The sequence below is a fragment of the Comamonas sp. JNW genome, assembly GCF_003105075.1.
Lineage (GTDB): Bacteria > Pseudomonadota > Gammaproteobacteria > Burkholderiales > Burkholderiaceae_C > Comamonas > Comamonas squillarum.
Map to the genome: position 1 here is coordinate 202,905 of NZ_QETI01000008.1, position 26,912 is coordinate 229,816.

The window sequence follows — 26,912 nt, forward strand, 5'->3', positions numbered from 1 at the left end:
GCAAGGAGAGCCCGCCATGAAGGCCTTTTTCACCCAAAAGACGCCACGCAAAAGCCGTGGTTTTACGCTGATCGAACTGCTGGTGGTGCTGGCCATCCTGACGCTGCTGGCTGGCCTGGTGGGCCCCAAGGTGCTGAGCCAATTGGGCGGCGCCAAATCCAAGACCGCCGGCGTGCAGATTGCCGACTTGCAAAAGGCGCTGGATATTTTCAAGCTCGATACCGGCCGCTACCCGACCACCGAAGAAGGTCTGGACGCGCTGGCCAAGCAGCCGGGCAATGTACGCGGCTGGAACGGCCCTTATCTGTCGGGTGGCGTGCCCAATGACCCTTGGAACAACCCCTACCGTTACAGCTACAACGGCGGCCGGGTCGACATCCTGTCGCTGGGCGCTGATGGCCAGCCCGGGGGCGAAGGCGAAGCCGCCGACGTGCGCAACGCCCAGTAAACCGGCATCTGCCACTTTTCCGGTCTGACCAGGAATCCCCGTGCCGACTGCCTTGCCATGGCTGCGCCGACACCCACGCGCTATGCAGCGCCCAGCAGCCCATCAAGGCTTTACCTTGATCGAGCTGATGGTGGTGTTCGCCATCATGGCCCTGGTGGTTGCGATGGCGCCGGTCGCCTATGACCGGCTGAAGGACGGGGTGCAGTACCGCGACACCGTGCGCACGATGATCAGCCAGCTGCGCTCGGCCCGGTATACCGCCGTCTCGCAAGGCGAGCCGGTGCGCTTTACCGTGGACCTGCAGACGAGGCACTATGGCTATGCGGGCGCGGAAAAGGAGATTCCCGAGACCGTCGATCTGCGCACCACGGTCGCAGACCGCGAGTTTGTGCCCAACAGCTCGGCCTCGATTGTGTTCCTGGCCTCGGGGGGCTCCACGGGCGGCAGCGTGGAGATTCTGCGCAAAAATGGCGCCGGCACGCGTTTGCGGGTGGACTGGCTCTCGGGCCGCGTCACGCAGGAGCCCTTGTTCCAATGAGGGCGCTGTCGTCTCTGTCCCTGCGGCCGCGCCAGCAGCAAGGCATGACCTTGCTGGAGATTTTGGTGGCGCTGTCCATCATGGCAATCTCGCTGGGCATGATCTACCGCGCCACGGGCAGCAATGCGCGCAGCGTCGGCGATCTCGACCGCTACCAGTACGCGGTGCAACTGGCGCAGTCCATCATGGACTCGCGCGACTCGGTCTACGAAAGCGGCTGGAACGAATCGGGCCAGAGCAATGGCTACCAGTGGAGCGTGCAAAGCGCGCCATTCAAGACCGGCGTGGACGAGAGCCCGAACATCCCCGTGTTGCACGAGGTCCACATCAGCGTGCACTGGGCCGAGGGCGAGCGCGCGCGTGTATTTGAGCTCACGACCTTGCGTGCGCAGCGCCGGCCGCCCGACCCGGCCGAGAATGTGGTGCCACCAGGATGAGCCGCATTCCCCCGTATTTCTTTGCGCGCCGCTTGCATGGCCTGCGCCGTCCAGCCTCTGGCTTCACGCTGGTGGAGATGCTGGTGGCCATGTCCTTGCTGTCACTGATCGTGCTGGGCTTGGCCGGCGCCATGGGCACCATGGGCCGGACGGAGACCAGCATCGACAACCGGCTCGAGCGCATGGACGAGTCGCGCGCCAGCACCGATTTTTTGCGCGCCGTACTGGGCCGCATCTCCGCCAAACGGGTGCAGGGGCTGCAGCAGCAAGGCATGCTCAGTGCTACGCCCTCGGCGTTTTTCTTTGAAGGCGCAGGCCAGTCGATGACCTGGGTGGGGGTGATGCCGGCACGTTACGGCGTCGGTGGCCGCTACCATTTCCGGCTGGCGATGGGCAGCTACGACGGCGCGCCGGCCGTCATTCTGAGCTACCTGCCCTGGATCGACCAGCAGACCCTGCCCGACTGGGGCGGAGCGCAGACCTATCCGCTGCTGCAGCATGCAACAGGGCTGTCTTTCCAGTACATGGATGGGGCCATTGACCCGCCGCAATGGGGCAGCGACTGGGGCGCGGTGGACCGGCTGCCGCAGGCGGTGCAGGTGGTGATGTCCACCGAATCCATGGTGCTGGCACCGGTGGTGGTGCAGTTGCGCGTGATGCCCGCGGGGGATCCTCGAGGTGGTGGTGGCGGCGCGAGCCTGGGAGGCTCGAACGGATGATGCGCTTGCAGGTACAACGCCGCACGGCCACAGCACCCTTCCAGCAGGGGATGGCCTTGATCGCCGTGCTTTGGCTGGTTGCGGCATTGAGCCTGATGGTCACTGGCGTCAGTGGTGTGGTGCGCCAGGAAGCCAAGATGGTGGGTATTGCCAAGGACAAGGTGACCGCGCAGGCGGTGGGCGATGCGGCTGTGGTCATGGTGCTGCAGCAGCTGTCGGCCGACCGCACGATCTTGCAGGAGACCACCGAAACCTCGGTCAACTACCAGGGCGCGCAGGTGGCGGTCAGTGTGATGCCGCTCAATGGCCTGATCAATATCAATGGCGCATCGCTGCCGCTGTTGACGGCCCTGATGAGCGTCGGTGGCGGACTGCCCGAATCTGCAGCCCAGGAACTCGCCGTGGCGGTGCTCGATCGCCGCGAGCGCGCGTCGCTCGATGGCCGCCGCCCTGAGCGTTTTGAGGCGATAGAAGACCTGATGCAGGTGCCCGGAATCGATTACGACCTCTATGCTAGACTCGCGCCCTTGATCACCGCGTCCACCACCGGCTCGGGAGGTGCCACGGTCAATCCGCTGGCAGCGCCTCCCCAGGTGCTGCGGGTGCTGGCCAATGGGGACGAGGGTATTGCCGCCCGCATTGCCGCATCGCGTGGATCTGGCCAGACCGGTCTGGATACGACGGGCCTGGACGCCAACCTGGCGCGACCCGGCGGGGCGCAACGCCGTTACCGGATAACCGCCCAGGTACCGATGGCCGATGGCCGTATTTTTCTCGTAGATCGCAGTGTGTACTTTGGGGCCAGAACGCGCGACGGCCTGCCCTGGTACACGTTTGAGGCGCGCCAGATGCTGCAGCCAGCATCCTGATCGAAGCAAAGAACCCTTATGGCAATTTCAACTGAATCGCGCTTTTTTGGGCTGGATCTGAACCAGCTCAAGGCCGATGTTTTAAAGACATGGCGCAGGGCGCCGCAGTGGCCGCCGCTGTCATGGTTGCGGCCCGAGCAGATGCTGCGCCTGGTGCCTGCCGAAGGCGCTCCCACCGTGGTATGGGAGAGCGGCCAGCCAGTGGCCAAGCCCGGGCGGGAGCCTGCGTTTTGGGCGGTGGAGCTGCCCGAGCACATGGTGCTGCGCAAGACGGTGGCGCTGCCAGCCTTGGATCCCCAGGATTGCGCCAGCGCTGCCGAGCTGGAAGTGCAGGCGATCAGCCCCTTTGCCGCAGACGACCTGCTCTGGGGTTACACCGAGCTGAGCCGCAGCAGCAAGGCGGTCAAATTGCTGGTGGTGCTGGCCTCCAGAACCCAGACCGAGCCCTATCTGCAGGCCCGGGTTGCGGAGCAGTTGCACCTGCAAACGCTCAAGGGGCAGACCAAGGCCGAATCCTTGGAGCAGCCCGAGGTATGGGTGTTTGCTCCGGAGCGCAACCCGGTGGTGTTCCAGGGCTTTGGTGAACACGCCCGTTACGCCTGGGGCCGCAAGCGGCTGTGGTGGAATGTGAGTGGCGTTGCGCTCGCCTTGCTGCTGCTCGCTGCGATTGCAGGCACCCCTACGGCGCAGCTGCGCCTGCGCGCGATCGAGGCAACCCATGCCTATGAGGGCATGGCCGCCAAGACCGCCGATGTGGTGGCCAAACGCGAATCGCTGATCCAGAGTGCCGACAAGGTCGCCGGGCTGTCGGAGTTGCTGGCTGAGCGCATTGATGGGGTCCAGGTGCTCAGCATGCTGACCAAGGTGCTGCCCGATGATACGGCGCTGCAATCGGCCCGCATCCAGGGCAGCAAGGTGACGATCTCTGGCTTGACCGAGAATGCCTCGGCCTTGATGCAGAAGCTGAGCAACCAGGATGGCGTCAAGGACGTGCGTGCGCCCAGCGCTGCCACGCGCATGGGTGGCGGTAATAAAGAGAGCTTCACCATCGAGTTGGGGCTGGATGCCAAGGTCTTTGGTCCCAAGACGGTGCTGGAAGCGGAGGCTGCGGCCAAGCAAGAGCCTGTGCAGCCCGCTGCTGCTGCGCCAGCTGCAGAGGGCGGGTCGCCTGCAGCGCCAGCACCCACGTCACCGGCTGCGACCGCCCCAGGCGCGCCTGCTGCCTCTCCCGGTACGGATACCAGGGTGCAGCCTAAGGCCAGTGTCGGCGGCGGCAAGTCTGGCCCGACCCTGGGGGGTACCAAGTCGGGCCCCAGTCTGGGGGGAAGCAAACCTTCGTCTCCCCCTCCTGCTGCCGAGCAAGGAGGGAAAAATCCATGATCGCGAACCGTCCAAATCGTAAAGAGCTGCTGATTCTAGTGGCCACCGCATTGCTGGTGCTGCTGCCCTTGGTGGCGCTGGGCAGCTATGTCGTCAGCAAGCATCTGTGGGCGCAGGCGCGCCTGTCGGAGTTCGAGCCCCGTTATGCACGGCTGCGAGGTCTTGACCTGCAGCGTGAGGAAATTGACCAGTCGCTCGAGCGCGCCTTGCAGATCCGCGCTGACTATATTTACCCAGGCAGCCAGGATGTGGCCCAGACCGGCAATGCGGTGCAGCAGAAGGTGCGCAGCCTGTTGACCACGGCAGGGTTGACGGTGGTCAGCAGCCAGGTGCTGCCTGCCAAGGAAGAAAAGGGCTTTGACCGTATCCCCTTGTCGGTGCGGGCCGAAGGGGATCTGCTGGCCGTGGACAGTGCACTGGCGGTATTGAACGAGCAGTTGCCGGTGATGCTGCTGGCCGATGTGGAAGTCAGAAACCAGGGGACCCTGCAGGTGATGAATGAGAAGCTGGCGCCGCGGCTGACTCTCCAGATGACCTTGAGCGTTTTGAGGGAGCGTCCATGAAGCGCCATACAAGTGCCATTTTGGTAGCGGCCAATATTGTGTTGGTGTTGGTGCTGGCCTGGATGTGGTTCTCACCCAGTGGCGGGATCAAGAATGTCCACTGGACGGTACCCAGAGGACAAAAGGCCAATCTCGATGGTGTCATCCCTCGTCTGGGCAAGGCGCAGCCGATGGACCATAGCCAGTTTCTGGCCATGTTGGATCGCCCCCTGTTTTCTTTAAGCCGGCGGCCCCCGCCACCACCCCCTGTGGCGGCCGCCGAGGCGCCTCCTCCTCCGCCTGATTACCTGGCCGATGCCGTGCTCAGTGGCGTCTACATCGGCGAGGATGGCAAGAGCGGCGGCATCATCATCAAGTTCCAGGGTAAGGACAAGTCGCTGCCGCTGCGTGGCACGCTGGACGGTTGGACCTTGAGCTCGGTCGCTGATAACCGGGTGTATTTCACCCGCGATGGCGTGACCAAGGAAATTGCCTTGCAAAAGGGCAAGCTGCAGCAGGGCTATACGCCTGCCGCCGAGCCCGCTGTGCCGCAAAGGGCGATGCCCGCGCAGATCGGGCAGCCGCCCACTGGCGCCGATTCCCCAACACCCCGTCGCCGTGCGAGCATCGGCGGCACTTCCGCTGCCCAGCGCCCTTGAGCGCGGCAATCCCTATATATAGATAGATCCTAGGGTTAGAACCATGAAGTCTCCCGTATTTTTCAAGACTGCACTGGTGGTCGCACTGGGCCAGATGGGCATGCTGCTGCCGCTCCATGCGCAAACCGCTGCGCCGCAGCCGTCTGCCCCGCCTGCAGCACAAGCAGGTGCTCAGCTGCCGGTACTGCAAGCGCCCAATATCATGATCAGCCCCAAGAAGGGCGGAGATGAGGAGGAGGAGTCGACCGAGCCGCGCGTGATGCGTGGCACGGACAAACTGCTCAATATCGACAAGTCCGCTCCCGTTGCCGCCGGCGCACCCGTCAGCTTCCGCTTTGAGGAAGCACCAGTGGCCGAGGTGGTTCGCACCGTACTGGGCGATATCCTCAAGATCGACTATGTGATGCACCCGCCGCTGCAGGGCACGGTGACCTTGACGACACCGAAGCCGATAGACCCGGACAAGGCAGTCTTCCTGCTGGAGGCGGCGCTGCAGGCCAACGGCCTGGCGATGGTGCGCGATGCCCGCGGCACCTACCAGGTGGGCAAGCCCGAGGTACTGCGCAGCCTGGTGGGCAATGTGCGCATGGCCGGGGCTCCCGGCAGCATGGCGCCCGGCTACGGCGTGATCGTGGTGCCGCTGCAATACATTGGCGCCACGGAGATGTCCAATATCCTCAAGCCCATCATCCCGGCAGAGGCCCTCATCAAGGTGGATACCGTGCGCAATGTGCTGATCATGCAAGGCACGCGGACCCAGTCCGAAGGCTGGATGGAGATGGTCAAGACCTTTGATGTGGACCTGCTCAAGGGCATGTCGGTGGGCATCTATCCGCTCAAGCACGCCTCGATTGAAGAAGTCAGTGCGGCGCTGCAAATGGTCAATGGCGGCGGTGGCCAGGCAGCGCAGGGCCAAGGCGCTGCCGGGTCTGCAGGCATTGCGGGTGGCCCTGCGAGCGCTGCCGCTGCGCGCCGCCCCGGCCAGGCGACTGGCGCCGCTGCCAGTGGGGGAGGCAATAACCAGCTGAGCGGCAATGCGGCCGCCGCTGCCGCACTGCTGACCTCGCTGGGCGATTCCAACCCGCTGTTTGGTGCGCTGCGCGTGCTGCCCATCCCGCGCCTCAATGCGCTGATGGTGATCACGCCGCGTGCCTCCTATCTGGACGAAGCCGAACGCTGGATTCGTCGCCTGGATGTGCCAGGTTACGGCGGCAGCGAGCCCGAGCTCTATGTCTACCGCGTGCAAAACGGCAATGCCAAGTACCTGGCGCAGGTGCTCAATGGCATCTTTGGTGGCCAGCAGGGTGCTAGCGGCAATATGACTTCTGGGGTTGCGCCAGGTCTGAACGGCATCAATAACAATAACAACAACAACCGTATCGGCGGCTTCAACAACTTTGGCAGCACCTCCGGTTTTTCTTCTGGATTCGGCAATAGCGGCAATGCCAACCGATTTGGCAATACCGGAAACGCCCAGCAACAAGGCGGTACACCGACCATCACGGCCACCGCGATTGGCGATATCCGTGTAGTGGCCGATGAATTCAACAACACCATCCTGGTCTGGGCCACCGGCTCGCAGTTCCGCAAGATTGAGGCATCGCTCAAGCGCTTGGATGTGGCGCCTATCCAGGTGCTGATAGAGGCCAGCATCATTGAGGTGACGCTCAATGACAATCTGCAGTACGGTGTGGAGTGGTTGTTCCGCAACAGCGGGTTTGGCGGCGGTGGCCGCGATTACTCCGGGCTCGGTAGCCTGGGTCGCCTAGGCGCTACCGACTCCACGGGGGGGGTTGCCGCCACGGCGGGGACCTTTACCTATTCCCTCTTCAGCGGCGACAACATTGCAGCCCGTTTGAGCGCGGTGGCGGGCAAGGGGCAGGTGAAGATGTTGTCCAGCCCCTCCGTGATGGTGATGGACAACCACCCAGCCTCCATCTCGGTTGGTGAGCAGATTCCGGTCAAGGTCAATAGCTACATCACCTCAAACAGCTATGTGTCGGACAGCTACCAGCTCAAGGACACCGGTGTGATCTTGAATGTGACGCCGTCCGTGAACTCCGGCAATATGGTGAGCCTGCAGATCGACCAGTCTGTCATTGACAGTGCTGGCATTGATGCCGCATCCCAACAGACCAAGTTCTCCAACCGCCAACTGACCAGCAAGCTGGCCGTGCGCTCCGGGGAGTCGATCGTGATGGGCGGCTTGATCAGAGACCGGAATGAAAACTCCGATTCGGGCGTGCCCTTGCTCAAGGACATTCCGATCATCGGTAAAGCCTTTAGTACCACTACCAAGAATGTCGCTCGGACGGAACTTTTGCTGGTCATGACGCCTCGTGTGGTACGTACCGATGTGGATGTCCGTGAGGTCAGCGAAGAGCTGCGTGACCGCCTGCGTGGCTTGAACGACGACGACCTGTTGATACGTGCCAACAATGCTCCCGCCCCTGCATCCCGTGTTGCCCCTGTGCAGCCTGCGCAGGCACAGTAATGAACTCTGTTGTAAAGATATTGAAAATGACCTCTAACGTGATGATTCAGTCTGCGAAAGTTTTGTTTGCAATCGGAGCCGCCGCGGCCGTAGTGGGCTGTGCGAGCTTGCAGCCTGCAACGCCTGAAGAGGTTGTCGCCAAAAACGCGTTGGCTTTTACCAACGCCCGGATCCAAGGCGACCATGCGGCCGCCTATGCCTATACCAATGCGGCATACCAAAAGGCGCGCACGCTGGAGCAATACAAGAAGGCCTTTCCCGGCACTTTTGCGCAATCCGCCGAGATCCATGATGTCAAGTGCGACGCGGAAAAGTGCGATGTGGGTGTCAATTTGAAGGTCAAACCGCCGCTGATCGGGAAAAATCTGGGTACCATTGATATGTATTCGAAGCAAACTTGGTTGCTCGAAGACGGTCAGTGGCGACTCTATCTGGAGCCCTGAGCCCATTGCCAAGCTCAGTGGGCCGCCTGGAATGCGATGATTGTTGTAAATACTCAACAGCCACTGCAAAAAAACAGGGCGCTTGCTTTGCAAACCGCGGAAGCGCTATGCTATTATTTCTTAGCGTAAACAATCGTGGTAGTTGCGCTGACTAACTTTTTTTAACTGGAGTGTGTTTATGAAGAAAAATGTTCTGGCTCTGAGCATTGCTGCCATGATTGGCGGTTTTGCTGGTGCTGCTTCCGCTCAAACTTTCACTGCCCCTACGGCAACCAAGTTCGAGCAGTCCGAAGGCGGCGTGGGTCACATTTTGGTGGTTCCTTACTTCACCACGCAAAATGACAACATGTCCGTGTTCCACGTTGTGAACACCGATACTACCAACGGCAAGGCTCTGAAGGTTCGTTTCCGTGGCGCTGCCAACTCTGACGATATCTTGGACTTTACCGTGTTCCTGTCGCCTTACGACGTGTGGACCGGTTCGGTGCAAGCTGACGCCAATGGTTCGTACTTCATGACGGCTGACAACAGCTGCACGTACCCCAACATCCACGGTCAAAAGGTCAGCTTCGTGCAAGACCGTCTGGCCAATGGCTGGACCGCCGAAAAGCGTGTGAACAACACGAAGGAAGGCTACGTCGAAATCCTGAACATGGCTGACGTGAAGCCAGGTTCCGATCTGTTCAAGACCATCAAGCACGCTGCCAACGGCGCGCCTGCTTGCGCTGACTCGGTGCTGGAGCGTACCCTGGCGATCAACCCAACGACCGAGGGTGCTGCTGCAACCCTGGGTTACGACACGCCTACCGGCCAACTGACCGGCGACTGGTACATCCTGAACGTGGCTCAAACCACCACGTTCTCCGGTGCTGCTACCGCTATCAAGGCTGTGGACGACGCAGGTGCAAACGCTCGCGGCAAGTTCGTGGCATTCCCACAGGACAACCAGTCCACCGGCCTGAACAACGATCTGTACACTGCTGATCCATTGTTCAAGACCACTGGTGCTGTGTTTGCTGACAACAGCCCAGCAGTCAACTTGGTTGCTGCTGTGAACTATGACTTCCCAGATCTGTCTACCCCTTACCTGACCTCCACCGCAACGCCTGAAGAGCAAGCTTCGCTGCTGACCCAAGCAGTGGCTAACACCGGTGTGTCTAACCAGTTCGCTACCGATACCCTGATCCAAGCGAAGACTGACTGGGTTCTGTCGATGCCTACCCGTCGTTACAGCGTTGGTGCAAACTACGCTGCTACCGATGCTAAGCAATACCGCGTGTTCAACCCACTGGTTGTGACCGCTGGCGGCGCCCGATTCTTCGATGCTGGCTCCACCACTGTTGATACCGATGGCAACATCTGCGTGACCACCACCAGCAACACCTTCTACGACCGTGAAGAATCTTCCGTGCGTAACGGCGCTGTGATCTCTCCCGGCACTGCCAAGATCATCTCGCTGTGCGGCGAAGTGAACGTGTTGGCATTCAAGGACACCGGCACTTCCGTGCTGGGTGCTACGGTGGCTCGTCAGACCGCTGCTGTGACCTACGAAAACGGTTGGGGCCAAGTGAACTACACCCGTCCGCTGCCAGTGGTGGGTTCCTCGTTCATCAAGCTGACCAACTCCGGTGGCGCAGCTAACGGCTTCAGCGGTACCTACGGTATCACCTGGCCACACCGTTTCTCCAAGTAATTCACCCTTTGGCCGTAAGGCCTAAGTTTGAAGTACTGAGAGAATCAGCCAAAGGGCAGAGAGCAATCTCTGCCCTTTTTACATTTTTGGAATATTTGTCCCATCCAGAGCACAGCGAGATCCAGCTTGATTTGTTATGCTGCTTCTTTTGCCAGTAGGACTGTGAATGCGTAACCGTATGTTTTTTGCCCCTGTGGGCATCGTGTTGAGTGTGTTGGCCATGACGGCCTCGGCGGCCTCCAGCGACAGCCCTGTGCTGGTATCGGGCGTGCCCGGCGCTGAGGTGAAGGTGGTTGACATCCAGGCGGAAGCACAGCGCTTGCCAGCAGAGATGCGTGATTCATTTTTGGCCAACAAGGACGGCGTGCAGCAGATGGTGCATGCTCTCTTTGTGCGCCGTGCCATGGCAGCCCATGCGCGTTCTGTGGGTGTGGCAGATGACCCCCAGGTGGCCGCCGCCGCGCGCATTGCTGCGGACAAGGTGATCTCGGATGCCTATCTGGCCAAATTCAATGCCCAACACGCGCCTGATCCGAAGTTGATCGAGGCGCAGATCAAGGCGCACTACGCTGCTAACAAGGACAGCATGGCGACGCCTGAAGAGGTGCATCTGGCACATATCCTGGTCAAGGGCAAGACGGATGCCGCCAAGCAAAAGGCAGAGAAGCTGCTGGCTGAAGCGAAGGCTGGTGCAGATTTTGCGCAGCTGGCCAAGGACAACTCTGAAGACCCTGGCAGCGCTGCACGTGGCGGTGATCTGGGATTCATCGCCCGTGGCCGGATGGTGCCCGAGTTTGAGAAGGCCGGCTTTGCGCTGAGCAAGCCCGGCGAGTTCGCTCCTGTGGTGGAGAGCCAATTTGGCTACCATGTGATCAAGTTCATCGAGCGCAAGCCCGCGGTGCAGAAGACCTTTGAAGAAGCGCGCCCAGAACTGGAGAAGCAATTCACGCAAAAGGCCTTGCAGGCTGCGCGCGAGGCCGAAGTCGAGAAGGTCACCAGCAAGGCCAAGTTTGATGAAAAAGCCTTGGAAGCGTTCTTGGCGCAATATAAGGCAAAATAATCGCTAGTCACTGCCGATGGGGCAAGGAGGAGGCTGAAATGGCCTTCTCCTTTTTTCATGGGCGCTTTGTCTTTCAATATCGAACTTTGATGCGCACCTTTCTGCACAGTATCCAAGAGGTCTGGAACGCCCGCGCGCTGATCGGCGTGATGACACGCCGCGAGGTGGCGGCACGCCATGCCGGCACCGCGCTGGGCGTCATCTGGCCCTATCTGCAGCCGCTGCTGTCCGTGGCGGCCTACTACCTGGTGTTCGACATCGTGTTCGCGATGCGGCTGGGAGAGGGTGCATCCAGCCATGCGGTGGGCACCTTCCTGATTGTGGGTGCGCTGCCCTGGATGGCGTTTTGCGATGCGGTCTCGCGGGGCATGGGCAGCTTGCTGGAGGCAGGCTCCATCCTGCAGAAGAACCCGCTGCCACCGGTGCTGTTCCCGGTGCGCTCGGTGCTGGCCAGCTCCTGGATCTTCGGGCCGCTGATGCTGCTGCTGGCGCTGTGCTATATCCCCGTGCACCATCTGGAGTGGGGGGTGCTTGCCTTGCTGCCGCTGATGGCGATGCAGCTGCTGATGACCTTGCTGCTGTCCTATGCGCTGGCGATCTTTGCCGCCGCCCTGCGCGACACCGTGCAGCTGGTGGGTTTTGCATTGTCGGTGGGTATCTACCTGACCCCCATCCTGTTTCCGATTACGATGTTTCCGCAGGGCTGGCGCTGGCTGCTGTGGCTTAACCCGATGGCGTCCTATGTGATGGGCTACCAGTCGGCACTGTTGCAAGGCCAGTGGCCGGAAATGCAGGTCTGGGTGGTGAGCGCGGTGTGGATTGCACTGCTTGCCGTGGTGGTGAATGTGCTGGTGCGGCGCAGCCGTGACCAGCTGGTGGACTGGCTATGACGGGCGTGCAGATGGCAAAGACGCAAGAGGCTCCTGCGGTGCTGGTGGTCAAGAATCTGGGCAAGGAATACAAGCTCTACGACTCACCGCGCCAGCGCGTCAAGGCGCTGCTGACGGGCCGGGCCATGCACCGCAGCCACTGGGCGCTGCGCGATGTCAGCTTCAGTCTGGGGCGCGGCCAGTGCATTGGCGTGGTGGGCGACAACGGCGCGGGCAAAAGCTCGCTGCTCAAGCTGCTGGCCGGCACCATGCAGCCGTCTACAGGTTCGATTGAGCGCTCGGGCCGCATCACCGCCATTCTGGAGTTGGGCGCTGGCTTTCATCCCGATTTCAGCGGCCGCGACAACCTGTATTTTGCCGGCAGCCTGATTGGCATCGGCCAGGAGGAGATGCGCAAGCTCGAACCCGAGATCATTGCATTCTCGGAGCTGCAGGATGCGATCGACCGGCCCGTCAAAACCTATTCCTCCGGCATGAATGTGCGCCTGGCCTTTGCGCTTGTCACTGCCGTGCAGCCCGACGTGCTGATCGTCGATGAGGCGCTGGCCGTGGGTGACCAGAGCTTTCAGAAAAAATGCATCGAGCGCATTCTGGACTTTCGCCAAAAGGGCTGCACCATCCTCTTTTGCTCGCACAGCCCCTACCATATTCGCCATCTCTGCGATGCCGCACTGTGGCTGGAGCAGGGCCAGGTGCAGATGTTTGGCGAGACCGAAGCGGTGCTGGCTGCCTACGATGTGCGCACCCGCCAAAAGCGGGAGGAAAAGGATCAGTTGCAGTGGGGCGATGATGCGGCAGCTGCGGTGCCGGATGCGCTGGCCGATGTGGCCGCCGCAGCCGTCGCTACAGAGCCCATCGACCCGCTGGATACGCCATATGCGGTACAGCCGCCATCGCAGCCCAAGTCCGAAGAGGCAGGCAACGCCTGCATTCTGTCGGTCGATATTGCGAACCTGGGCCCGGGCGATCCCCCGGTGCTGCAAGGGCAGGACCTGGTCGTCACGATCAAGGCGCGCGGCAATGGCGCCGAGCAGCCCAATATTGGCTTCATGATCGAGCAGAACAAGGGCGTAGGCATTGCCTGCCTGGCGACGCATGAGGAAGACGCTGTGCCCGTGCAGTTGGCCGATGGTAGCTGGCAATCGGTGCTGAGCTTTCCGGATCTGCCCTTGCACAGCGGTGACTATGTGGTCAGCGCCTTTTTGTTCGATGGCTCGGGCCTGGCGGTCTACGACCAATGGTTCCAATACACCGTCTTCCGCTTTATCTACCCCAAGCCGCTGCCTGGACTGGTACGATTGCCCCACCACTGGGGCTGAGGCTGCGTGCAACTGCGCGTGCGGCTTGAACCCCAGCCAACGAGAGCGCCGGCATCCGCGCTGGCGCGCTCATCGCCCCCAGATTTATGACCACGAATTCTCCTTCTGCAACGAGCCAGGGCCAGCAGCTGCTGGCCGATGCACAGCTGATGCTGGCACATGGCAATTTTGAAGCGGCCTCGGGCCTGCTGCTGCGCGCCCGTGCCGAAAAAGACACGATGCTGGCAGCGCATGCGCTGATCGAGCAGCACGGGCTGACCGGCTCATTCCGCAACATCTTCGGCCTGGACTGCACGATTTCCTCGGCCGATGATATTTTTGGCTTCTTTGCCGGCCACGCCAGCAGCAGCAACCCGCTGCGCGATTACCTGGCCGATGGCTGGCGTACCTTGGCCGAGCTGATGACGGTGATGGAGCGGGTCGGCCAGCCGTTGGTGCAGAGCCAGCATTTTCTGGAGTTTGCCAGCGGCCATGGCCGCTTTACCCGCCATCTCGCCCATCTGCTGGGGCCGGACAAGGTGACGGTGTCGGATGTGGTGCCCGATGCGGTGGACTTCGCGCAGCGCACCTTTGGCGTGCAGGGCTTTGTCTCGGCCAGCGTCCCTGAGCAGTTGGTGGCGCCGCGCCAGTACGACACGGTCTTTGTGCTGTCGCTGTTCAGCCACCTGCCGCGCAGCACCTGGGGCCGCTGGCTGCAGGTGTTGTACAGCGTGGTGGCGCCGGGAGGCATTCTGGTGTTCAGCACGCACGGTATCAAGGCGGCGCGGTTTGACAGCGTGCCGCTCGACGACGAGGGATTTTTCTTTGCGCCGTCGAGCGAGTCAAACGCGATCGACCCGAACGAGTACGGCACGGCCTTTACGACCGAAGCCTTTGTGCGCGCCCGCATTGCCGAGACCGTGGGCGCCGACAAGCTCGAGTATTTCTCGCCCGTGCAGTTCTGGAACCACCAGGATGTGTACGTGCTGCGAAAGCCATCATGAACCGCGGAAGCCGTATGCGCCGCCTGGCGCAATTGCGTGAAAAGCGGTTGGGCTTGCCTGACTTTGACGACAGCCGAATTACCGACGAGTGGTTCCGCTCCCACTTCCACTACGCATCCGATGTGGTGGCACAGTGGCTCAGCCCGGTGATGGATCTGAGTGCGGCCCGCCTGCTGCAGTTTGGCTGCGGCGATGGCATCACCGATCTGGCCTTGGTGCTGCGCCATGGCGCGGGCGCCATCCACGGCATCGATGTACGCCAGGAATACGCCAAGCTGCCCCGCATTGCGCAGGAGCAGCTGGGCATGCAGCGCATTCCGGCCGCGCTGAGTTTTCAGACGATCACGCCCAGCGCGCCGCTGGCGGGCCAGGCGCCGCTCTATGACGGCATCATGAGCTGGTCGACCTTTGAGCATGTGCAGCGCGACCAGTTGCTGCCCATCCTGAAAGACCTGCTGGCCTGCCTCAAGCCGGGCGGACATTTCTTCTTGCAGATCGAGCCGCTGTTCTACTCGGCCTTTGGCTCCCACTTGCGCCGCTATGACGATGTGGCTTGGCACCACTTGCTGGTGGACGAGGATGCGCTCTGGAAGGTCATTGAAGCCTACGACGGCGAACTCAGCCCCGATGAGGTGGACTTTGGCTTTGCCGATTTTGGACCGGAGGGCTACAAGCGCTTTGTGTTCAAGGAATACCAGGAGCTCAACCGCCTGACCGCCGATGAGCTGGTGGCGCTGGCCAAGGAGGCGGGCTTTACGGTGGCGCGTGAGGAGCGCCGCCACTATGAACCGGGGCCCGTGCCTGAGGCATTGCTGGCGCAGTACCCGCGCGAGGTGTTGACCAACAACGAGATCTTTTTGCTGCTGCAGCGCCCCGTTTGATCGCTGGCCGGCAGCCCGCACAGGGCCCCGGCCAGTTTTCCGTCAGGCGCTGGGCTGGGTACCTGCCGCAGCCGCTGCCTGCGGCAGCGGCACCGAGACGCTGGCGCTGTAGCTCAGGCGCTGCATGCGCTGGCCCAGGCCGCTGCGGCTAAAGAGCCGGCGGTTGATCGAGGCCTCACAATGCAGGGGCGTGCGTACCAGCCAGCAGGTGTGGCGCACTTCAAATGCGGGGTGGAAGTACGGGTCGCCCTGGTCCAGAAAATCGCGCCAGCGGCTGGCAAACAAGGCTGAGTCTTCGGGGTGGGGGTCATAGCCTTCGGCCTTGCCACGCGTAATCGACTCATGGTGGACCAAGGTCGCCTGCGGGCAGTACAGCACGCGCCAGCCCAGCTGCAAGGTGCGCAGGCACAGGTCCACATCACCAAAGCCCACGGCCAGCTTTTCGTCATAGCCGTCGATGGCATCAAAGGTTTCCTTGCGCATCAACAGGCACGCAGCGGTCACGGCCGAGACCTCATGCGTGCTCACCAGGCGGCCCATGAAGGCGATGTCAACGCGGTCGGGCGGCAGCTTTAGGAACTTGCCATAGTGCTCGGCGATGCCAAAGGCGCCCACGCAGACGCCGGCGTGCTGGATCGACGTGCGGTCGGGGTAGAGCAGCTGCGCGCCCACCATGCCCACGCTCGGGTCCTGGCACTGTGACAGCATGTGCTCGAGCCAGCCGCTCTCCAGCGCCTCGATGTCGTTGTTGCAGAACAGGTAGTGGCTATACGGCCGGGTCAGCTGGCGCACCGCCCAGTTGTTGATCGCCGAGAAATTGAAGGGCCCCTGGTAGCGCAGCACGGTGGCGGTGCCTTCTTGCTCCAGTTGCGCAAAGTAGTCGAGGCTCGCCTGCTCGGTCGATGCATGGTCGATCACGATCAGGTCATAGGCGGCATGCTGCACGGTGGCGCGGATGCTGTCCACACACTGGCGCACGAGGCTGCCGTAGTTCTTGGTCGGGATGATGATGGCCACGCGCTGGCCATCGGCGATCTGGTGCTGCGTCTCAAAGAAATTGAACGACACCCCGGGGGCCGAGCGCGCCGCCACGCCGCTGCGGTCCAGGTGGCGCTGCAGTACGGCGGTCGAGGTGCTCATCACCTGGGCCATCTTGTCGTGGCCGGCCGAGCCGGTGTGGGTGCGCCATTGGTAGAGGATCTCCGGCAAGTGCACGATGCGGCTGGCCGCTTCGCTGACCCTCAGGATCAGGTCGTAGTCCTGCGAGATGCCCAAGGTCTCGTCAAAGCCACCCAGGCTGCGCAGCAGCGCCGTGCGAAAGCCCGCCATGTGCACGATATAGGGGTGGCTGCGCAGGTATTCGGGTGAGAAGGCTGGGCGGTGGAAGTACTGCAGCACCTCTTTGCCATCGGGGCTGACCAGCACTTCGTCCGAGTACAGCATGTCCGGGTCATCGGCCATGACGCTTTGCGCGACGCGGTAGATCGCCTGCGGCTGGAGCAGGTCGTCATGGTCGAGCAGCACCACAAACGGGGACGTGGCCAAGGCCAGCGCCCGGTTGCTGGCGTGTGATACGCCATGGTTGCTCTCGCCCAGGTGCAGCTTGATGCGCGGCTCTTGCGCGGCCAGCTCCTGCAGCATCTGGCGCACATGGGGCTTGGGCGATGCATCGTCGGCAATGCACAGCTCCCAGTGCGGGTAGATCTGGGCGCGTACCGAGTCGACCATCGCGGTGAGCATGGCCGGGTCGGTGTTGTAGGTGGGCACCAGGATGGAGATGCTGACGGGCTGCTTTAACGCGGCAATCTCGGCGCGCAGCACGGGCAGCACTTCGCTAGAGAGGCGCTGCTGGTAGTCCTGCCAGGCATCGGTAGGGGCGACGGGCACCGTCGGTGCATCGGGATGGCCCAGCGACAGCAGCTGGTGCTTGAGCATCTGGCTGCCGCCCGTGCGCCAGGCGCGCCAGAGCCTGCGGCTGTTGCTGCCCAACTGGCGTGGATCGGCGGCCAGCAGGTAGAGGCTGCGGCTGAGCTGGCGCAGCTTGTGGGGCAGCTTGCGCAAGGTAGAGAGAGTGGATGACAAGGAATGGCTCTTTGTTTTTGTAGCGGTGGCTGCTTGATTTGCAAGCACTATTGGCCTATTTTATTTAATTAAGGGCCGGGCGCAGACCCGTCAGGTAATCGTGCCCGTAGCTCCAGGGCTGCAGGTACTGGGCTTTCAGATCGACCGCGGCAGCCGGGGCAGGCAGCGGTGGCTGGCCGTCGACGTACTGGCGCTGGCGAATGTCCTGCAGCAGCGCCAGCCATTCGTCGGCCGAGGTGCTCCAGGGACGCAGCCAGGTCCAGGGGCGGCCTGCCAGTCGCTCGGGGAAGGCGCCGATATCGGGCGCGATCACCGGCACACCGGCTTGCAGGCAAGCGCTCAAGGTGTAGCTATAGGTCTCGGGCCACAGCGCCGGGAACCAGACCACATCGGGCTGCAGGCGCGCCATCAGTGCGGGCAGGTCGGCATCGTCATAGGGGCCGTGCACGGTCAGGCTGGCATGGGGCTGGGTGCGCATGCGGCGGTGCGGGTAGCCCAGCAGGTGCAGCTCGACCGGCGCCTGACTTTGGGCGGCGGCCAGCGCCACGGCTTCCATCACATCGCCCCCCTTGGCCAGGCTCACGCCGCCGAGGATAAAGACGCGCAGATGGGCATGGGGCGCCAGCGGCTGGCCCTTGGGCACAGGCAGCAAGGCTGCATCGGGGATGTCATGGTGGGTGACATAGCGCACTGGCGCATCGGGGAAGTACTCGTGCATGCGCAGTGCCGCATCCTTGCTGGGTGCGAGCACATAGCGCGCCTGGTTCAGGAACAGGCGGTGGCGCATGCGCCAGGCATCGATGTACTCGCCGGTGGGCGCGGGTTCGGCGCCAGAGCATTGCGGGCACTGCGGCACCCCCAGCGCCGCATAGCGCGGGTTGTGGGTGGGCTCCATCAGGTTGATCTGCGGGCAGATCGCGTAGTAGTCGTGGGCGGTGAAGTCATAGCGCACGCCCAGCAGCTCGGGCAGGCGCATCACTTCCAGGTTCAGCCCCATCAGGTGGTGGAAGTGGATATGGCTCACGCCCAGCTCGCGCAGCTGCGCCACCAGTGCGTCAGACTGCGTGGGCCAGTGGAACTCCTCGTCATAGCCTTCGGCCGCATCGAGCCACTGCAGGCGGATGTAGTTGTCTTCCAGCGGGGTCAGGGCCAGCGATACCGCGCGGTCGCGCAGGCTGTGGGCCAGCTCCTTGACATGGCGCAGGGTGCCGCCGCCGGCGTTGTGCAGCACCATCAGCACGCGCGGCAGCGGGTGCTGGCGCAGGCGTGCCTTGTCGATGGCATTGCGCGCGGCCTGGGCCGGGTTGGCCTTCAGATGCGCTTGCACCAGGCTGTCGTAAGCAGGGTGCAGTTGCAGCAGGGTCTGGTAGGCGGCCTGCTCGCGCGGCGTCTTGCTGTCGCCAAAGCTGACGCCGCCGGTGTGCAGCACCACGCTGTCCAGCGCCAGCAGATGGCGCCAGCCCAGGTCATGGGCGCGCATGCAGAAGTCGTTCTCTTCGCCGTAGCCCTTGCCGAAATGCGCCACATCAAACAGGCCGGTCTGCGCAAGGCAGTCGCGGCGGATGTACATGCAAAAGCCCACGCCGGTGGGCACCTCGACCGTCTGCCCGGCATTGGCGCTGGCGGCCAGGTGGTTCAGGCGCAGCAGATCGGCGTCGGCCGGCAGCGCATTCTTTTCGCAAAAGCGCGGGTAGCTGCAGATCGTCGCGTTGTTGGACAGCGGCGTGACGCTGCCCACATCGGTGGCGCTGTAGGCCGCCCGGTGCAGGCGGTCCAGCCATTCGTGCGACACCTCCGTGTCGCTGTTGAGCAGCAGCACATCATGGCTGGGGTTGAGCGCCATGCCTCGGTTGACGGTGGCGACAAACCCCAGGTTGATGTCGTTTTCCAGCAGTTGCACGCGGCTGTCCTGCTGGGCCAGCTCGCGCAGCCAGGCGGTCAATTCCGGCTCGGGGCTGGCGTCATTGATCACCACCAGCTGGCTATTGGTTTGCGTGGCCGCTTGCAGCACCGACTGCAGGCAGCGTTGCGTGTCGCCCAGGCCCCGGTAGACCGGGACGATGATGTCGACCATGGGAGCGGGCTGGGCTGCTGCGAGCGGGCGCACAGGCTCGGGCCGGGATTCAGCGGGCGCAGCTTCATCGACAACAACGGCGAGCACTGCATCATCTTCCAGCTCTGCGATCACCTCCTGTGCATCGACTGCTTGCACTGCATCCTGCACAGGCTCGGGCACATGCACAACGGCCGGGGCGGGCGCAGGCCGGCCGCGCAGCCGCGCCTTGGCGCTGGCCAGTTTCTGGCCCACACGGTAGGCCTCCGAGGCTTCGATATTGCCCAGGTGGGTTTGCAGGTTGCCGATATGGGTCTGCTGGCCCTGGATATGTTCTTGCTGCTGGGCAATCGCGGCTTCCAGGTTTTCTTTCTGCTGCTGCATATGGGCCTGCAGCAGGCGCAGCTGGGTGTGGGCATCGGCCTGGGCCTGTTGGGCGCGCAGCACCTCGGTATCAGCGTGGCGGATGCGGGCCTGCAGCTCCTGGGCGCTATCGGCCAGCGCAGCGTAGTCGGCCGACATCGGCCAGCCCAGGCTGACTTCGAGCACCGCACCTTCGGTCTGCAGGCAGTCCTGCAGCAGCGCCGGGGCAATCGGCAGGTGCAGGTGCGGGTCATCGCCCGTCAGCAACAGCAGCGTGCTGCCCGGCGCGGTGGCGGGGGCCGGCTGCCAGCTGATCTGGCTGTGCGGCACCTGGGCCAGCGCTTCTGGCCGGTCCGCTTCCCAGCGCCAGCGCAGCGCACCACTGGCGTCATAGAGGCGCATCGCATGCAGGTGCAAAAAGCCGGGGCGGTCGGCCGGGTCCCAGCGCAATGTGGGCTGGGTGCCTTCAAAGCGCGGCAGCGCAAAGCGAATGCTCTGCTGCAGGGCGCCGATCTGGCCCTTGGCAATCAGCTTGTGCGACTCGCTGAACTGGCCGGCATCGGCCCAGTACAGGTTGGTGGTGAAGCTGGCATGCGCCGTGTTGGCCTCGCTCTCGATCGCCAGCAGCGCATGGGCCTGGGCTGCAGCGGCATCGCTGCTGGGCCGGACACTGCAGATGAACTGGTAGGCCAGCGCATCGGGCTGGGCCAGCAGGTAGCGCATCACGGCGGGCGGCAGGCTGTCGGCGGTGGTCCGCGCAAATTCGGATTCGTCGAGCGGGCGGTCGATGGTCTCGAGCGACTGCACGCTCCACTGGCCCGCTTGCATCAGCCGCAGCAGCGACTGGCGGGTGAAAAAGCGCAGGTGGGTGGCGTCAAGCAGGCCTTCTTCGCGGTAGCGCAGCTCACCTTGCATCAGCTCCATCACCAGGCCGCAGTAGCCCGCATTGGGGATCGAGACCAGGATTTCGCCGTTTTCTGCCAGCAGATCGCGGCAGTCGGCCAGCAGTTGCTCGGGCTGGCGCAGGTGCTCCAGGACATCGGCGCAGACGATATAGTCATACTGGCGCAGCGCAAAAGCTTCAGCCAGGTTGATCTGTTCCAGATCGGCCACAGCCAGATCGCGATAATACGGCCTGGCGAGCGCGGCCTCCTCAGCGCTGAACGTCACACCATCGAGGGTGCAGGCCTTGTGCTCGTGCAGGTACTGGCCCAGCACGCCGGGGCCGCAGCCCAGATCGAGCACCCGGGCGCCCGGCTGTATCTTGTTCGCCAGCACGGACAGCGAACTGCGCTGCTGGAGATCGATGTGGCGGGTGTAGACGTGGTGTTCGCGGGTCATGGATATGGGAATGGGTAGGAATTTTGCCGAGATAGGCCTGCAGATGCAGGTGAAAGATGAATGACTGACAAGCAAAATCGTGTGGCAATTCTATTGTCTACATTCAACGGCGAGCCGTTTCTGCCTGCGCAGCTCGATTCCCTGCTGGCGCAAAGCCATGCGGGTTGCGATATCTGGGTGCGCGATGATGGCTCCAGTGACCAGAGCCTGGCCATTGTCCGGCGCTATGCCAGCATCCATCCAAACATCCACATCCAGGCCGGCGAAAACCTTGGTTTTGTAGCTAGTTTTTACGAATTATTGCAAAACGTGGGCGCTGGCTATGATTTCTATTTATTCTGCGACCAGGATGACGTCTGGCTGCCCGGCAAGGTGAGCCGCGCGCTGGCGCTGCTGGAAGGCAAGCAGGGCGCGGCGCTCTACTGCTCGCGAACCCAGTATGTGGACCGCGATCTGCAGCCCATCGGCCCTTCGCCCGATTACGACCGCCGCTGCATTGGCTGGGGCAATGCGCTGGTGCAGAATATTGCGACCGGTTGCACGATGGCGCTCAACCGCGCGGCGCGCGAGCGCCTGCTGGCGCAGCGCCCCGGCTTTTGCCTGGCGCATGACTGGTGGGCCTACCTGGTGGTATCGGCCTTTGGCCAGGTGGTGTTCGACAGCGAGAGCCACATCCTCTACCGCCAGCATGGCAGCAACACCATCGGCATGCAAAAGCAGGGCCTGGCCGGCCAATGGGCGCGCGTGCAGCGCTTTTGGCGCCGGCTGCGCCAGGCGGGCCCCGGCTGGATCGACCAGCTGAGCGAGTTCGACCGGCTCCATGGCCCCAGCCTGGCCCATACCCAGCGCCGCCAGCTGCGCATGCTGATCCGCTCCCGCAGCAGCTGGACGACGGCGTTGCGCGCCTCGACCCAGCGCTATTACTGGCGCATGAGCAAGGTCGACACCTTGATATTGCGTGTGCTGCTGGCGCTGCGCCTGTACTGAGGTGCCGTTACAACTGGCGCGCTGGGCTGATTTCAGCACTGGCCGCTGATGGATAATGCCCGCTGATGTCCGCCAGCCCCACCTCCCCGCTCCCTCCCATCGCCTTGTCCGTGGTCAGCCATGGCCATGGGGCGATGGTGCAGCAGCTGCTCGATGCCTTGGCGCTGCACGGCGCGGGCGGCACCGGTGTCCGCCGCGTGGTGCTGACCCTGAACCTGCCCGAGCCCGCACCCTTGGCGCCCGCCGGCGGCTGGCCCTTTGTGCTGGAGCTGCGCCACAACAGCGTGCCGCAAGGCTTTTCAGCCAACCACAATGCGGCCTTGGCCGACGCGACCGAGCCCCTGGTCTGCGTGCTGAACCCGGATGTGGATCTGACGGGCGGCAACCCCTTCCCCGCACTGGTGCGCGCGCTGCAGCGCCAGGGTGTGGGCCTGGCCTACCCGATGCAGGTGGATGAGCATGGCCAGCTGCAGGACAGCGAGCGCGAGCTGCCCACCCCCTGGTCCTTGCTGCGCCGCTATGCGGTCAAACGCCGCGAGACCCGGGCCGAATGGGTCAATGGCGCCATGTGGCTGCTGCCTACGCCCGTCTGGCAGGGCATTGGCGGGCTCAATACCGCGTACTTCATGTACTGCGAGGATGTGGAGCTGTGCCTGCGCCTGCGCCTGGCGGGCTGGACCCTGGCGCGCGCCGCCTGCGTGGTGGGCCATGCTGGCCAACGCGCCAGCCACCGCCGGGCGCGCCATGCTTTGTGGCATATTCGCAGCTTGCTGCGGCTGTGGACCTCGGCAGTTTTCTGGCGCGCCCGGGCCTTGCTCCGGCGTACCCCCACGGCAGCACTCACGATGATTGAATAATGATTTTCCTGGCAGTGGTCGCTTTTCTCTGTACGCTCATTGGCGCGGGTTTCATCGTGCGCCGCATGCGCGGCCATGCCAAACGCTATGGCAAGGATTTGCCCCAGCGCTTCCATATGGGCAACATCCCCCGGCTGGGCGGTTTGGCGATGTTTGTCAGCCTGGTGCTGACGGTGGGCGTCGCCGGCCTGCAGAACTGGTGGGGCTACTACGGCAATGCGCTGCACTGGAACCAGTGGGTGCTGTATTTCTTCATGGCGATGCTGCCCGCCGTCGCCGGTGGTATTGCCGAAGACATGACCCAGCGCATGACGGTGCGCTACCGCCTGGTCCTCACTTTGCTGACCGGCTTGCTGGCCGTCTACCTGCTGGGCATGACGGTGCCGCGCATGGGCTTGGTCTGGCTCGATACGGTGCTGAGCGCCGCGCCCTGGCTGGGCATGGCGCTGGCCGTATTGGCCATTGCGGGCCTGCCCCATGCCTTCAACATCATCGATGGCTACAACGGCCTGGCCGGCATGGTGGCGGTCATCATCTGCGCGGCGCTCACCCATGTGGCGCTGCAGCTGGGTGACCGCGAGCTGGCAGCGATCCTGGTGATCACGGCCGCCGCCACCCTGGGCTTCATGTTCTGGAACTACCCCATGGGCCAGCTGTTTGCCGGCGATGGCGGCGCCTATGTCTGGGGCATCGTGATCGCCTTTTGCAGCATCACCTTGGTGCAGCGCCACCCCATCGTATCGCCCTGGTTCCCGATGCTGCTGCTCATCTATCCGGTCTGGGAGACCATGTTTTCCATCTACCGCAAGCTCGCGCGCGGCGACTCGCCGGGCATGGCCGATGCGCTGCACCTGCACCAGCTGATCTACCGCCGCATCGTGCGCAGCGTGCTCGATGAGAATGCGGCGCGCCGCATGCTGCGCCGCAATAACCGGACCGCGCCGTATTTGTGGGCGTTCACTTTGCTCACCGTGGTGCCGGCGGTCCTGTTCTGGCGCAACACCTATATCCTGATCGGTTTTTGTGCGCTGTTCTGTGTCTCCTATGTCGCTGCCTATCTGGTGATCGTGCGCTTCAAGCTACCGGGCTGGATTCGCTGATCAGCAGGCAGGCGGCACTTTGGGGCACAATGCGCGTTTTGCATCTTCTCCGCTGCTGTAAAGGCCTGCAACCATGACGACTCCTTCTCTCTCCATTGCCCCGCGCGACAAGGCTGAAATTCTGGCGCAGGCACTGCCCTACATCCGCAAGTTCCATGGCAAGACCATGGTCATCAAGTACGGCGGCAACGCCATGACCGACCCCGAGCTGCAGGCCGACTTTGCCGAAGACGTGGTGCTGCTCAAGCTGGTGGGTATCAACCCTGTGGTGGTGCATGGCGGTGGCCCGCAGATCGAGAACGCCTTGAAGCGCCTGGGCAAGGAAGGCAAGTTCGTGCAGGGCATGCGCGTGACCGACTCCGAAACCATGGAAGTGGTGGAGTGGGTGCTGGCCGGCGAAGTGCAGCAAGACATCGTGGGCCTGATCAACCAGGCCGGCGGCAAGGCCGTGGGCCTGACTGGCCGTGATGGCGGCCTGATCCGCGCCCAAAAGCTCAAGTTGAAGGACAACAAGGATCCATCGGTCGAGCACGATGTCGGCCAGGTCGGCGACATCCTGTCCATCGACCCGAGCGTGGTCAAGGCGCTGCAGGACGACGCCTTCATCCCCGTGGTGAGCCCGATTGGCTTCGGTGAGAACAACGAGAGCTACAACATCAATGCCGATGTGGTGGCCAGCAAGTTGGCCACCGTGCTACAGGCCGAAAAGCTGATGCTGCTCACCAACATCCCTGGTGTGCTCGACAAGCAAGGCCAGCTGCTGACCGAATTGACCTCGCGCCAGATCGATGAACTGATCGAGGACGGCACCATCTCGGGTGGTATGCTGCCTAAATTGGCTGGCGCCATCGATGCCGCCAAGAGCGGTGTCAATGCCGTGCATATTGTCGATGGCCGCGTGCCACACGCGATGCTGCTCGAAATTTTGACCGACACAGCCTACGGAACAATGATTCGTAGTTATTGATACATTTGATTGCGTAATTGATTTGTGCATCTAGCAATGCACATGATTTTTATCATTTTTCTGCAGTTCTTTTGCAGTAAGATGTTACAGAGGGCCCAAGGTTGCGCTGGCAACCTGTGAGGCGAGTGCCTTACTTTTATCAATAAAAAATACCTGGCGGTGTTGGGAGACTGCGTCGGGTGCAGCCTCATATTCAACGCATGTCTGATCAAGAATCTTCTTTCGCCGCCGACCTCGTCGATGCGCCGCTAGAAGCCGCTAACCCGGCACCTACCCGTAAACGTCCAAAACCCGGAGAGCGTCGAATCCAGATTCTGCAGACGCTGGCGGCCATGCTGGAGCAGCCAGGCGCAGACCGCATCACCACGGCGGCACTGGCCGCGCAAATGTCGATCAGCGAGGCGGCCCTCTACCGCCACTTTGCCAGCAAGGCCCAGATGTACGAAGGCCTGATCGAGTTCATCGAGCAGTCCGTCTATAGCCTGGCCGTGCAGATCACCGGCCGCGATGTGCCCGACCCCGCCAAGACCGTGGAGCAGGGCATTGCCCAGGCCCACCGTGTCGTGGCCATGGTGCTGCAGTTTGGCGAGCGCAACCCCGGCATGGTGCGCGTGATGCTGGGCGATGCGCTGCAGTCCGAAAACCCCCGTCTGCAGCAGCGCATGCAGCAGTTCTTCGAGCGCATCGAGACCACCTTGCGCCAGTGCCTGCGCGTGGTGCCCGGCGGCGATGCATCGGCTACGCCCACCGTGGATGCCAATGTGCGCTCCAGCGTGCTGATGTCCTTCCTGATCGGCCGCCTGCAGCGCTTTGCGCGTTCGGATTTCCGCCGTCTGCCCACCGAGCAGCTCGACGCCTGCCTGTCCTTGATGGCGCACTGACGCCAGCCCACCCCATCGCAAAAGCTGCTGAGCCTGACAAGGCCAGCAGCTTTTTTCATGGGGGGCACGGCCGTTGCCGTGGTTTACCCTTGCTTTGCACACCAACGGTTGGCAGCACACTGGGTTTGTGCAAGAATCAAAAAAAGAACGACCGTGCTATTTTTTGATTTATGACCAAACCCCTTGCTTCCACCCCAGGCCCTGCCGAGATCGCCAAGCTGGCCAAAGGCGCCCAAACGCGTGCTGCGATTGTGGATGCCGCCCTGTCCCTGGCCGCGCAAGAGGGGCTCGATGGCCTGTCGCTGGGCATGGTGGCGCTGGCCATGGGCATGAGCAAGTCAGGGGTGTTTGCCCACTTTGGATCACGTGAGGAGCTCCAGTGCTCGGTGGTGCGCGAATACCATGAGCGCTTTGAGCGCGAGATCTTTGTACCGGCGCTGCAGGTGCCCCGTGGGCTGGCCCGTTTGCTGCATATGGCCACCGGCTGGATGGGCAGCACCGCCCAGCCCAATGATGCCAGCCGCCTCTACGGCAGCCTCTACATCAGCGGCGCGGTGGAGTTTGATGACCGGCCCGGCGATGTGCGCGATGCGCTGTCCGAGTCGGTGCGCATCTGGATGGATGCGATGCGCCGCGCGATTGTGCAGTCCCAGACCGAAGGCCAGCTGCGCAGCGATGTCGCGCCCGACCAAGTGCTGTTCGAGCTGCACGGCATCATTTTGTCGCTGCACTATGAAACCCGCTTTCTCCATGGCCCGCAGGCGCTGCGCCATGCTGCCACCGGCCTGCGCGGCATCTTGCTGCGCCATGCGGTGAACCCCGAGCGCGAGGCCGCCTTGATCGATGCCGCGCTGGCCCCTTGCCTGGCAGCGCTGCCCGATGCGGCCGCGCCCGCCTCCGTTTCTGTTTTGACCTCGTAATTTTTC

The 26,912-nt window shown here is 62.9% G+C and carries 24 protein-coding genes; 22 read left to right on the forward strand and 2 right to left on the reverse strand.

The window, feature by feature from the left end; translation table 11 throughout:
- Positions 1-16: 16 nt before the first annotated feature.
- The 16 genes from gspG (at position 17) to DCO45_RS13875 (ending at position 15,355) form a co-directional block, all read left to right on the forward strand.
- Positions 17-448, forward strand: coding sequence for a type II secretion system major pseudopilin GspG (gene gspG, locus DCO45_RS13800; RefSeq protein ID WP_021028973.1), 432 nt, complete (start codon positions 17-19; stop codon positions 446-448).
- 82 nt (positions 449-530) lie between these two features.
- Positions 531-986 (forward strand): GspH/FimT family pseudopilin, encoded by a 456-nt coding sequence (locus DCO45_RS13805; RefSeq protein WP_116926355.1) that lies wholly within the window; start codon positions 531-533, stop codon positions 984-986.
- Positions 983-1,423 carry a prepilin-type N-terminal cleavage/methylation domain-containing protein gene (locus DCO45_RS13810; protein WP_021028971.1) on the forward strand — a complete coding sequence of 147 codons (441 nt, stop codon included), beginning with the start codon at positions 983-985 and terminating at the stop codon, positions 1,421-1,423. The genes DCO45_RS13805 and DCO45_RS13810 overlap by 4 nt, the downstream gene beginning before the upstream one ends.
- The gene (locus DCO45_RS13815) at positions 1,420-2,142 is read left to right on the forward strand and encodes a prepilin-type N-terminal cleavage/methylation domain-containing protein (RefSeq protein ID WP_116926356.1); all 723 of its coding nucleotides are present in this window, start codon (positions 1,420-1,422) and stop codon (positions 2,140-2,142) included. Before DCO45_RS13810 ends, DCO45_RS13815 begins: the two co-directional genes overlap by 4 nt.
- Before the next feature lie 5 nt (positions 2,143-2,147).
- Positions 2,148-3,011 (forward strand): type II secretion system protein GspK, encoded by an 864-nt coding sequence (locus tag DCO45_RS13820; protein ID WP_243419348.1) that lies wholly within the window; start codon positions 2,148-2,150, stop codon positions 3,009-3,011.
- 18 nt (positions 3,012-3,029) lie between these two features.
- Positions 3,030-4,391, forward strand: coding sequence for a PilN domain-containing protein (locus tag DCO45_RS13825; RefSeq protein WP_116926357.1), 1,362 nt, complete (start codon positions 3,030-3,032; stop codon positions 4,389-4,391).
- On the forward strand, positions 4,388-4,954 hold the full coding sequence (gene gspM / locus DCO45_RS13830) for a type II secretion system protein GspM (RefSeq protein ID WP_116926358.1): 567 nt from the start codon (positions 4,388-4,390) through the stop codon (positions 4,952-4,954). Before DCO45_RS13825 ends, gspM begins: the two co-directional genes overlap by 4 nt.
- On the forward strand, positions 4,951-5,592 hold the full coding sequence (locus tag DCO45_RS13835) for a hypothetical protein (RefSeq protein WP_116926359.1): 642 nt from the start codon (positions 4,951-4,953) through the stop codon (positions 5,590-5,592). Before gspM ends, DCO45_RS13835 begins: the two co-directional genes overlap by 4 nt.
- A gap of 43 nt (positions 5,593-5,635) precedes the next feature.
- Positions 5,636-8,086 (forward strand): type II secretion system secretin GspD, encoded by a 2,451-nt coding sequence (gene gspD / locus DCO45_RS13840; RefSeq protein WP_165841200.1) that lies wholly within the window; start codon positions 5,636-5,638, stop codon positions 8,084-8,086.
- Positions 8,086-8,529: a hypothetical protein gene (locus DCO45_RS13845; protein WP_133248161.1), complete on the forward strand. Its 444-nt coding sequence runs from the start codon at positions 8,086-8,088 to the stop codon at positions 8,527-8,529. Before gspD ends, DCO45_RS13845 begins: the two co-directional genes overlap by 1 nt.
- Before the next feature lie 178 nt (positions 8,530-8,707).
- Complete coding sequence (locus tag DCO45_RS13850) at positions 8,708-10,222, forward strand: cell surface protein (protein WP_116926361.1); 1,515 nt, start codon at positions 8,708-8,710, stop codon at positions 10,220-10,222.
- A gap of 178 nt (positions 10,223-10,400) precedes the next feature.
- Positions 10,401-11,282 carry a peptidylprolyl isomerase gene (locus DCO45_RS13855; protein WP_165841201.1) on the forward strand — a complete coding sequence of 294 codons (882 nt, stop codon included), beginning with the start codon at positions 10,401-10,403 and terminating at the stop codon, positions 11,280-11,282.
- An 89-nt stretch (positions 11,283-11,371) separates the two neighbouring features.
- Positions 11,372-12,172 carry an ABC transporter permease gene (locus tag DCO45_RS13860; RefSeq protein ID WP_116926363.1) on the forward strand — a complete coding sequence of 267 codons (801 nt, stop codon included), beginning with the start codon at positions 11,372-11,374 and terminating at the stop codon, positions 12,170-12,172.
- A gap of 11 nt (positions 12,173-12,183) precedes the next feature.
- On the forward strand, positions 12,184-13,491 hold the full coding sequence (locus DCO45_RS13865; protein ID WP_116926410.1) for an ABC transporter ATP-binding protein: 1,308 nt from the start codon (positions 12,184-12,186) through the stop codon (positions 13,489-13,491).
- Positions 13,492-13,577: 86 nt separating this feature from the next.
- Complete coding sequence (locus tag DCO45_RS13870; RefSeq protein WP_116926364.1) at positions 13,578-14,474, forward strand: class I SAM-dependent methyltransferase; 897 nt, start codon at positions 13,578-13,580, stop codon at positions 14,472-14,474.
- A gap of 14 nt (positions 14,475-14,488) precedes the next feature.
- Positions 14,489-15,355, forward strand: a complete 867-nt coding sequence (locus DCO45_RS13875) for a class I SAM-dependent methyltransferase (protein ID WP_116926365.1) — start codon at positions 14,489-14,491, stop codon at positions 15,353-15,355.
- A 42-nt stretch (positions 15,356-15,397) separates the two neighbouring features.
- Here DCO45_RS13875 and DCO45_RS13880 read toward each other — a convergent pair whose 3' ends face one another.
- Together DCO45_RS13880 and DCO45_RS13885 are read right to left on the reverse strand one after the other, a co-directional pair.
- On the reverse strand, positions 15,398-17,437 hold the full coding sequence (locus DCO45_RS13880; protein ID WP_133248162.1) for a glycosyltransferase family 2 protein: 2,040 nt from the start codon (positions 17,435-17,437) through the stop codon (positions 15,398-15,400).
- A 64-nt stretch (positions 17,438-17,501) separates the two neighbouring features.
- Positions 17,502-21,194, reverse strand: a complete 3,693-nt coding sequence (locus DCO45_RS13885) for a methyltransferase domain-containing protein (RefSeq protein WP_116926367.1) — start codon at positions 21,192-21,194, stop codon at positions 17,502-17,504.
- 60 nt (positions 21,195-21,254) lie between these two features.
- Between DCO45_RS13885 and DCO45_RS13890 the strand changes: the two genes are divergently transcribed.
- The 6 genes from DCO45_RS13890 (at position 21,255) to DCO45_RS13915 (ending at position 26,906) form a co-directional block, all read left to right on the forward strand.
- Complete coding sequence (locus tag DCO45_RS13890) at positions 21,255-22,181, forward strand: glycosyltransferase family 2 protein (RefSeq protein WP_116926368.1); 927 nt, start codon at positions 21,255-21,257, stop codon at positions 22,179-22,181.
- A 65-nt stretch (positions 22,182-22,246) separates the two neighbouring features.
- A complete protein-coding gene (locus DCO45_RS13895) occupies positions 22,247-23,038 on the forward strand; it encodes a glycosyl transferase (RefSeq protein WP_243419349.1) in 792 nt (263 codons plus the stop codon).
- The gene (locus tag DCO45_RS13900; protein WP_116926369.1) at positions 23,038-24,138 is read left to right on the forward strand and encodes a glycosyltransferase; all 1,101 of its coding nucleotides are present in this window, start codon (positions 23,038-23,040) and stop codon (positions 24,136-24,138) included. Before DCO45_RS13895 ends, DCO45_RS13900 begins: the two co-directional genes overlap by 1 nt.
- Before the next feature lie 73 nt (positions 24,139-24,211).
- On the forward strand, positions 24,212-25,105 hold the full coding sequence (gene argB / locus DCO45_RS13905) for an acetylglutamate kinase (RefSeq protein WP_116926370.1): 894 nt from the start codon (positions 24,212-24,214) through the stop codon (positions 25,103-25,105).
- A gap of 200 nt (positions 25,106-25,305) precedes the next feature.
- Entirely contained in the window at positions 25,306-25,986 is a 681-nt protein-coding gene (slmA, locus tag DCO45_RS13910) for a nucleoid occlusion factor SlmA (RefSeq protein WP_021028954.1), read from the forward strand.
- Between the two features lie 170 nt (positions 25,987-26,156).
- Positions 26,157-26,906, forward strand: a complete 750-nt coding sequence (locus DCO45_RS13915; RefSeq protein WP_021028953.1) for a TetR/AcrR family transcriptional regulator — start codon at positions 26,157-26,159, stop codon at positions 26,904-26,906.
- Positions 26,907-26,912 lie beyond the last annotated feature (6 nt).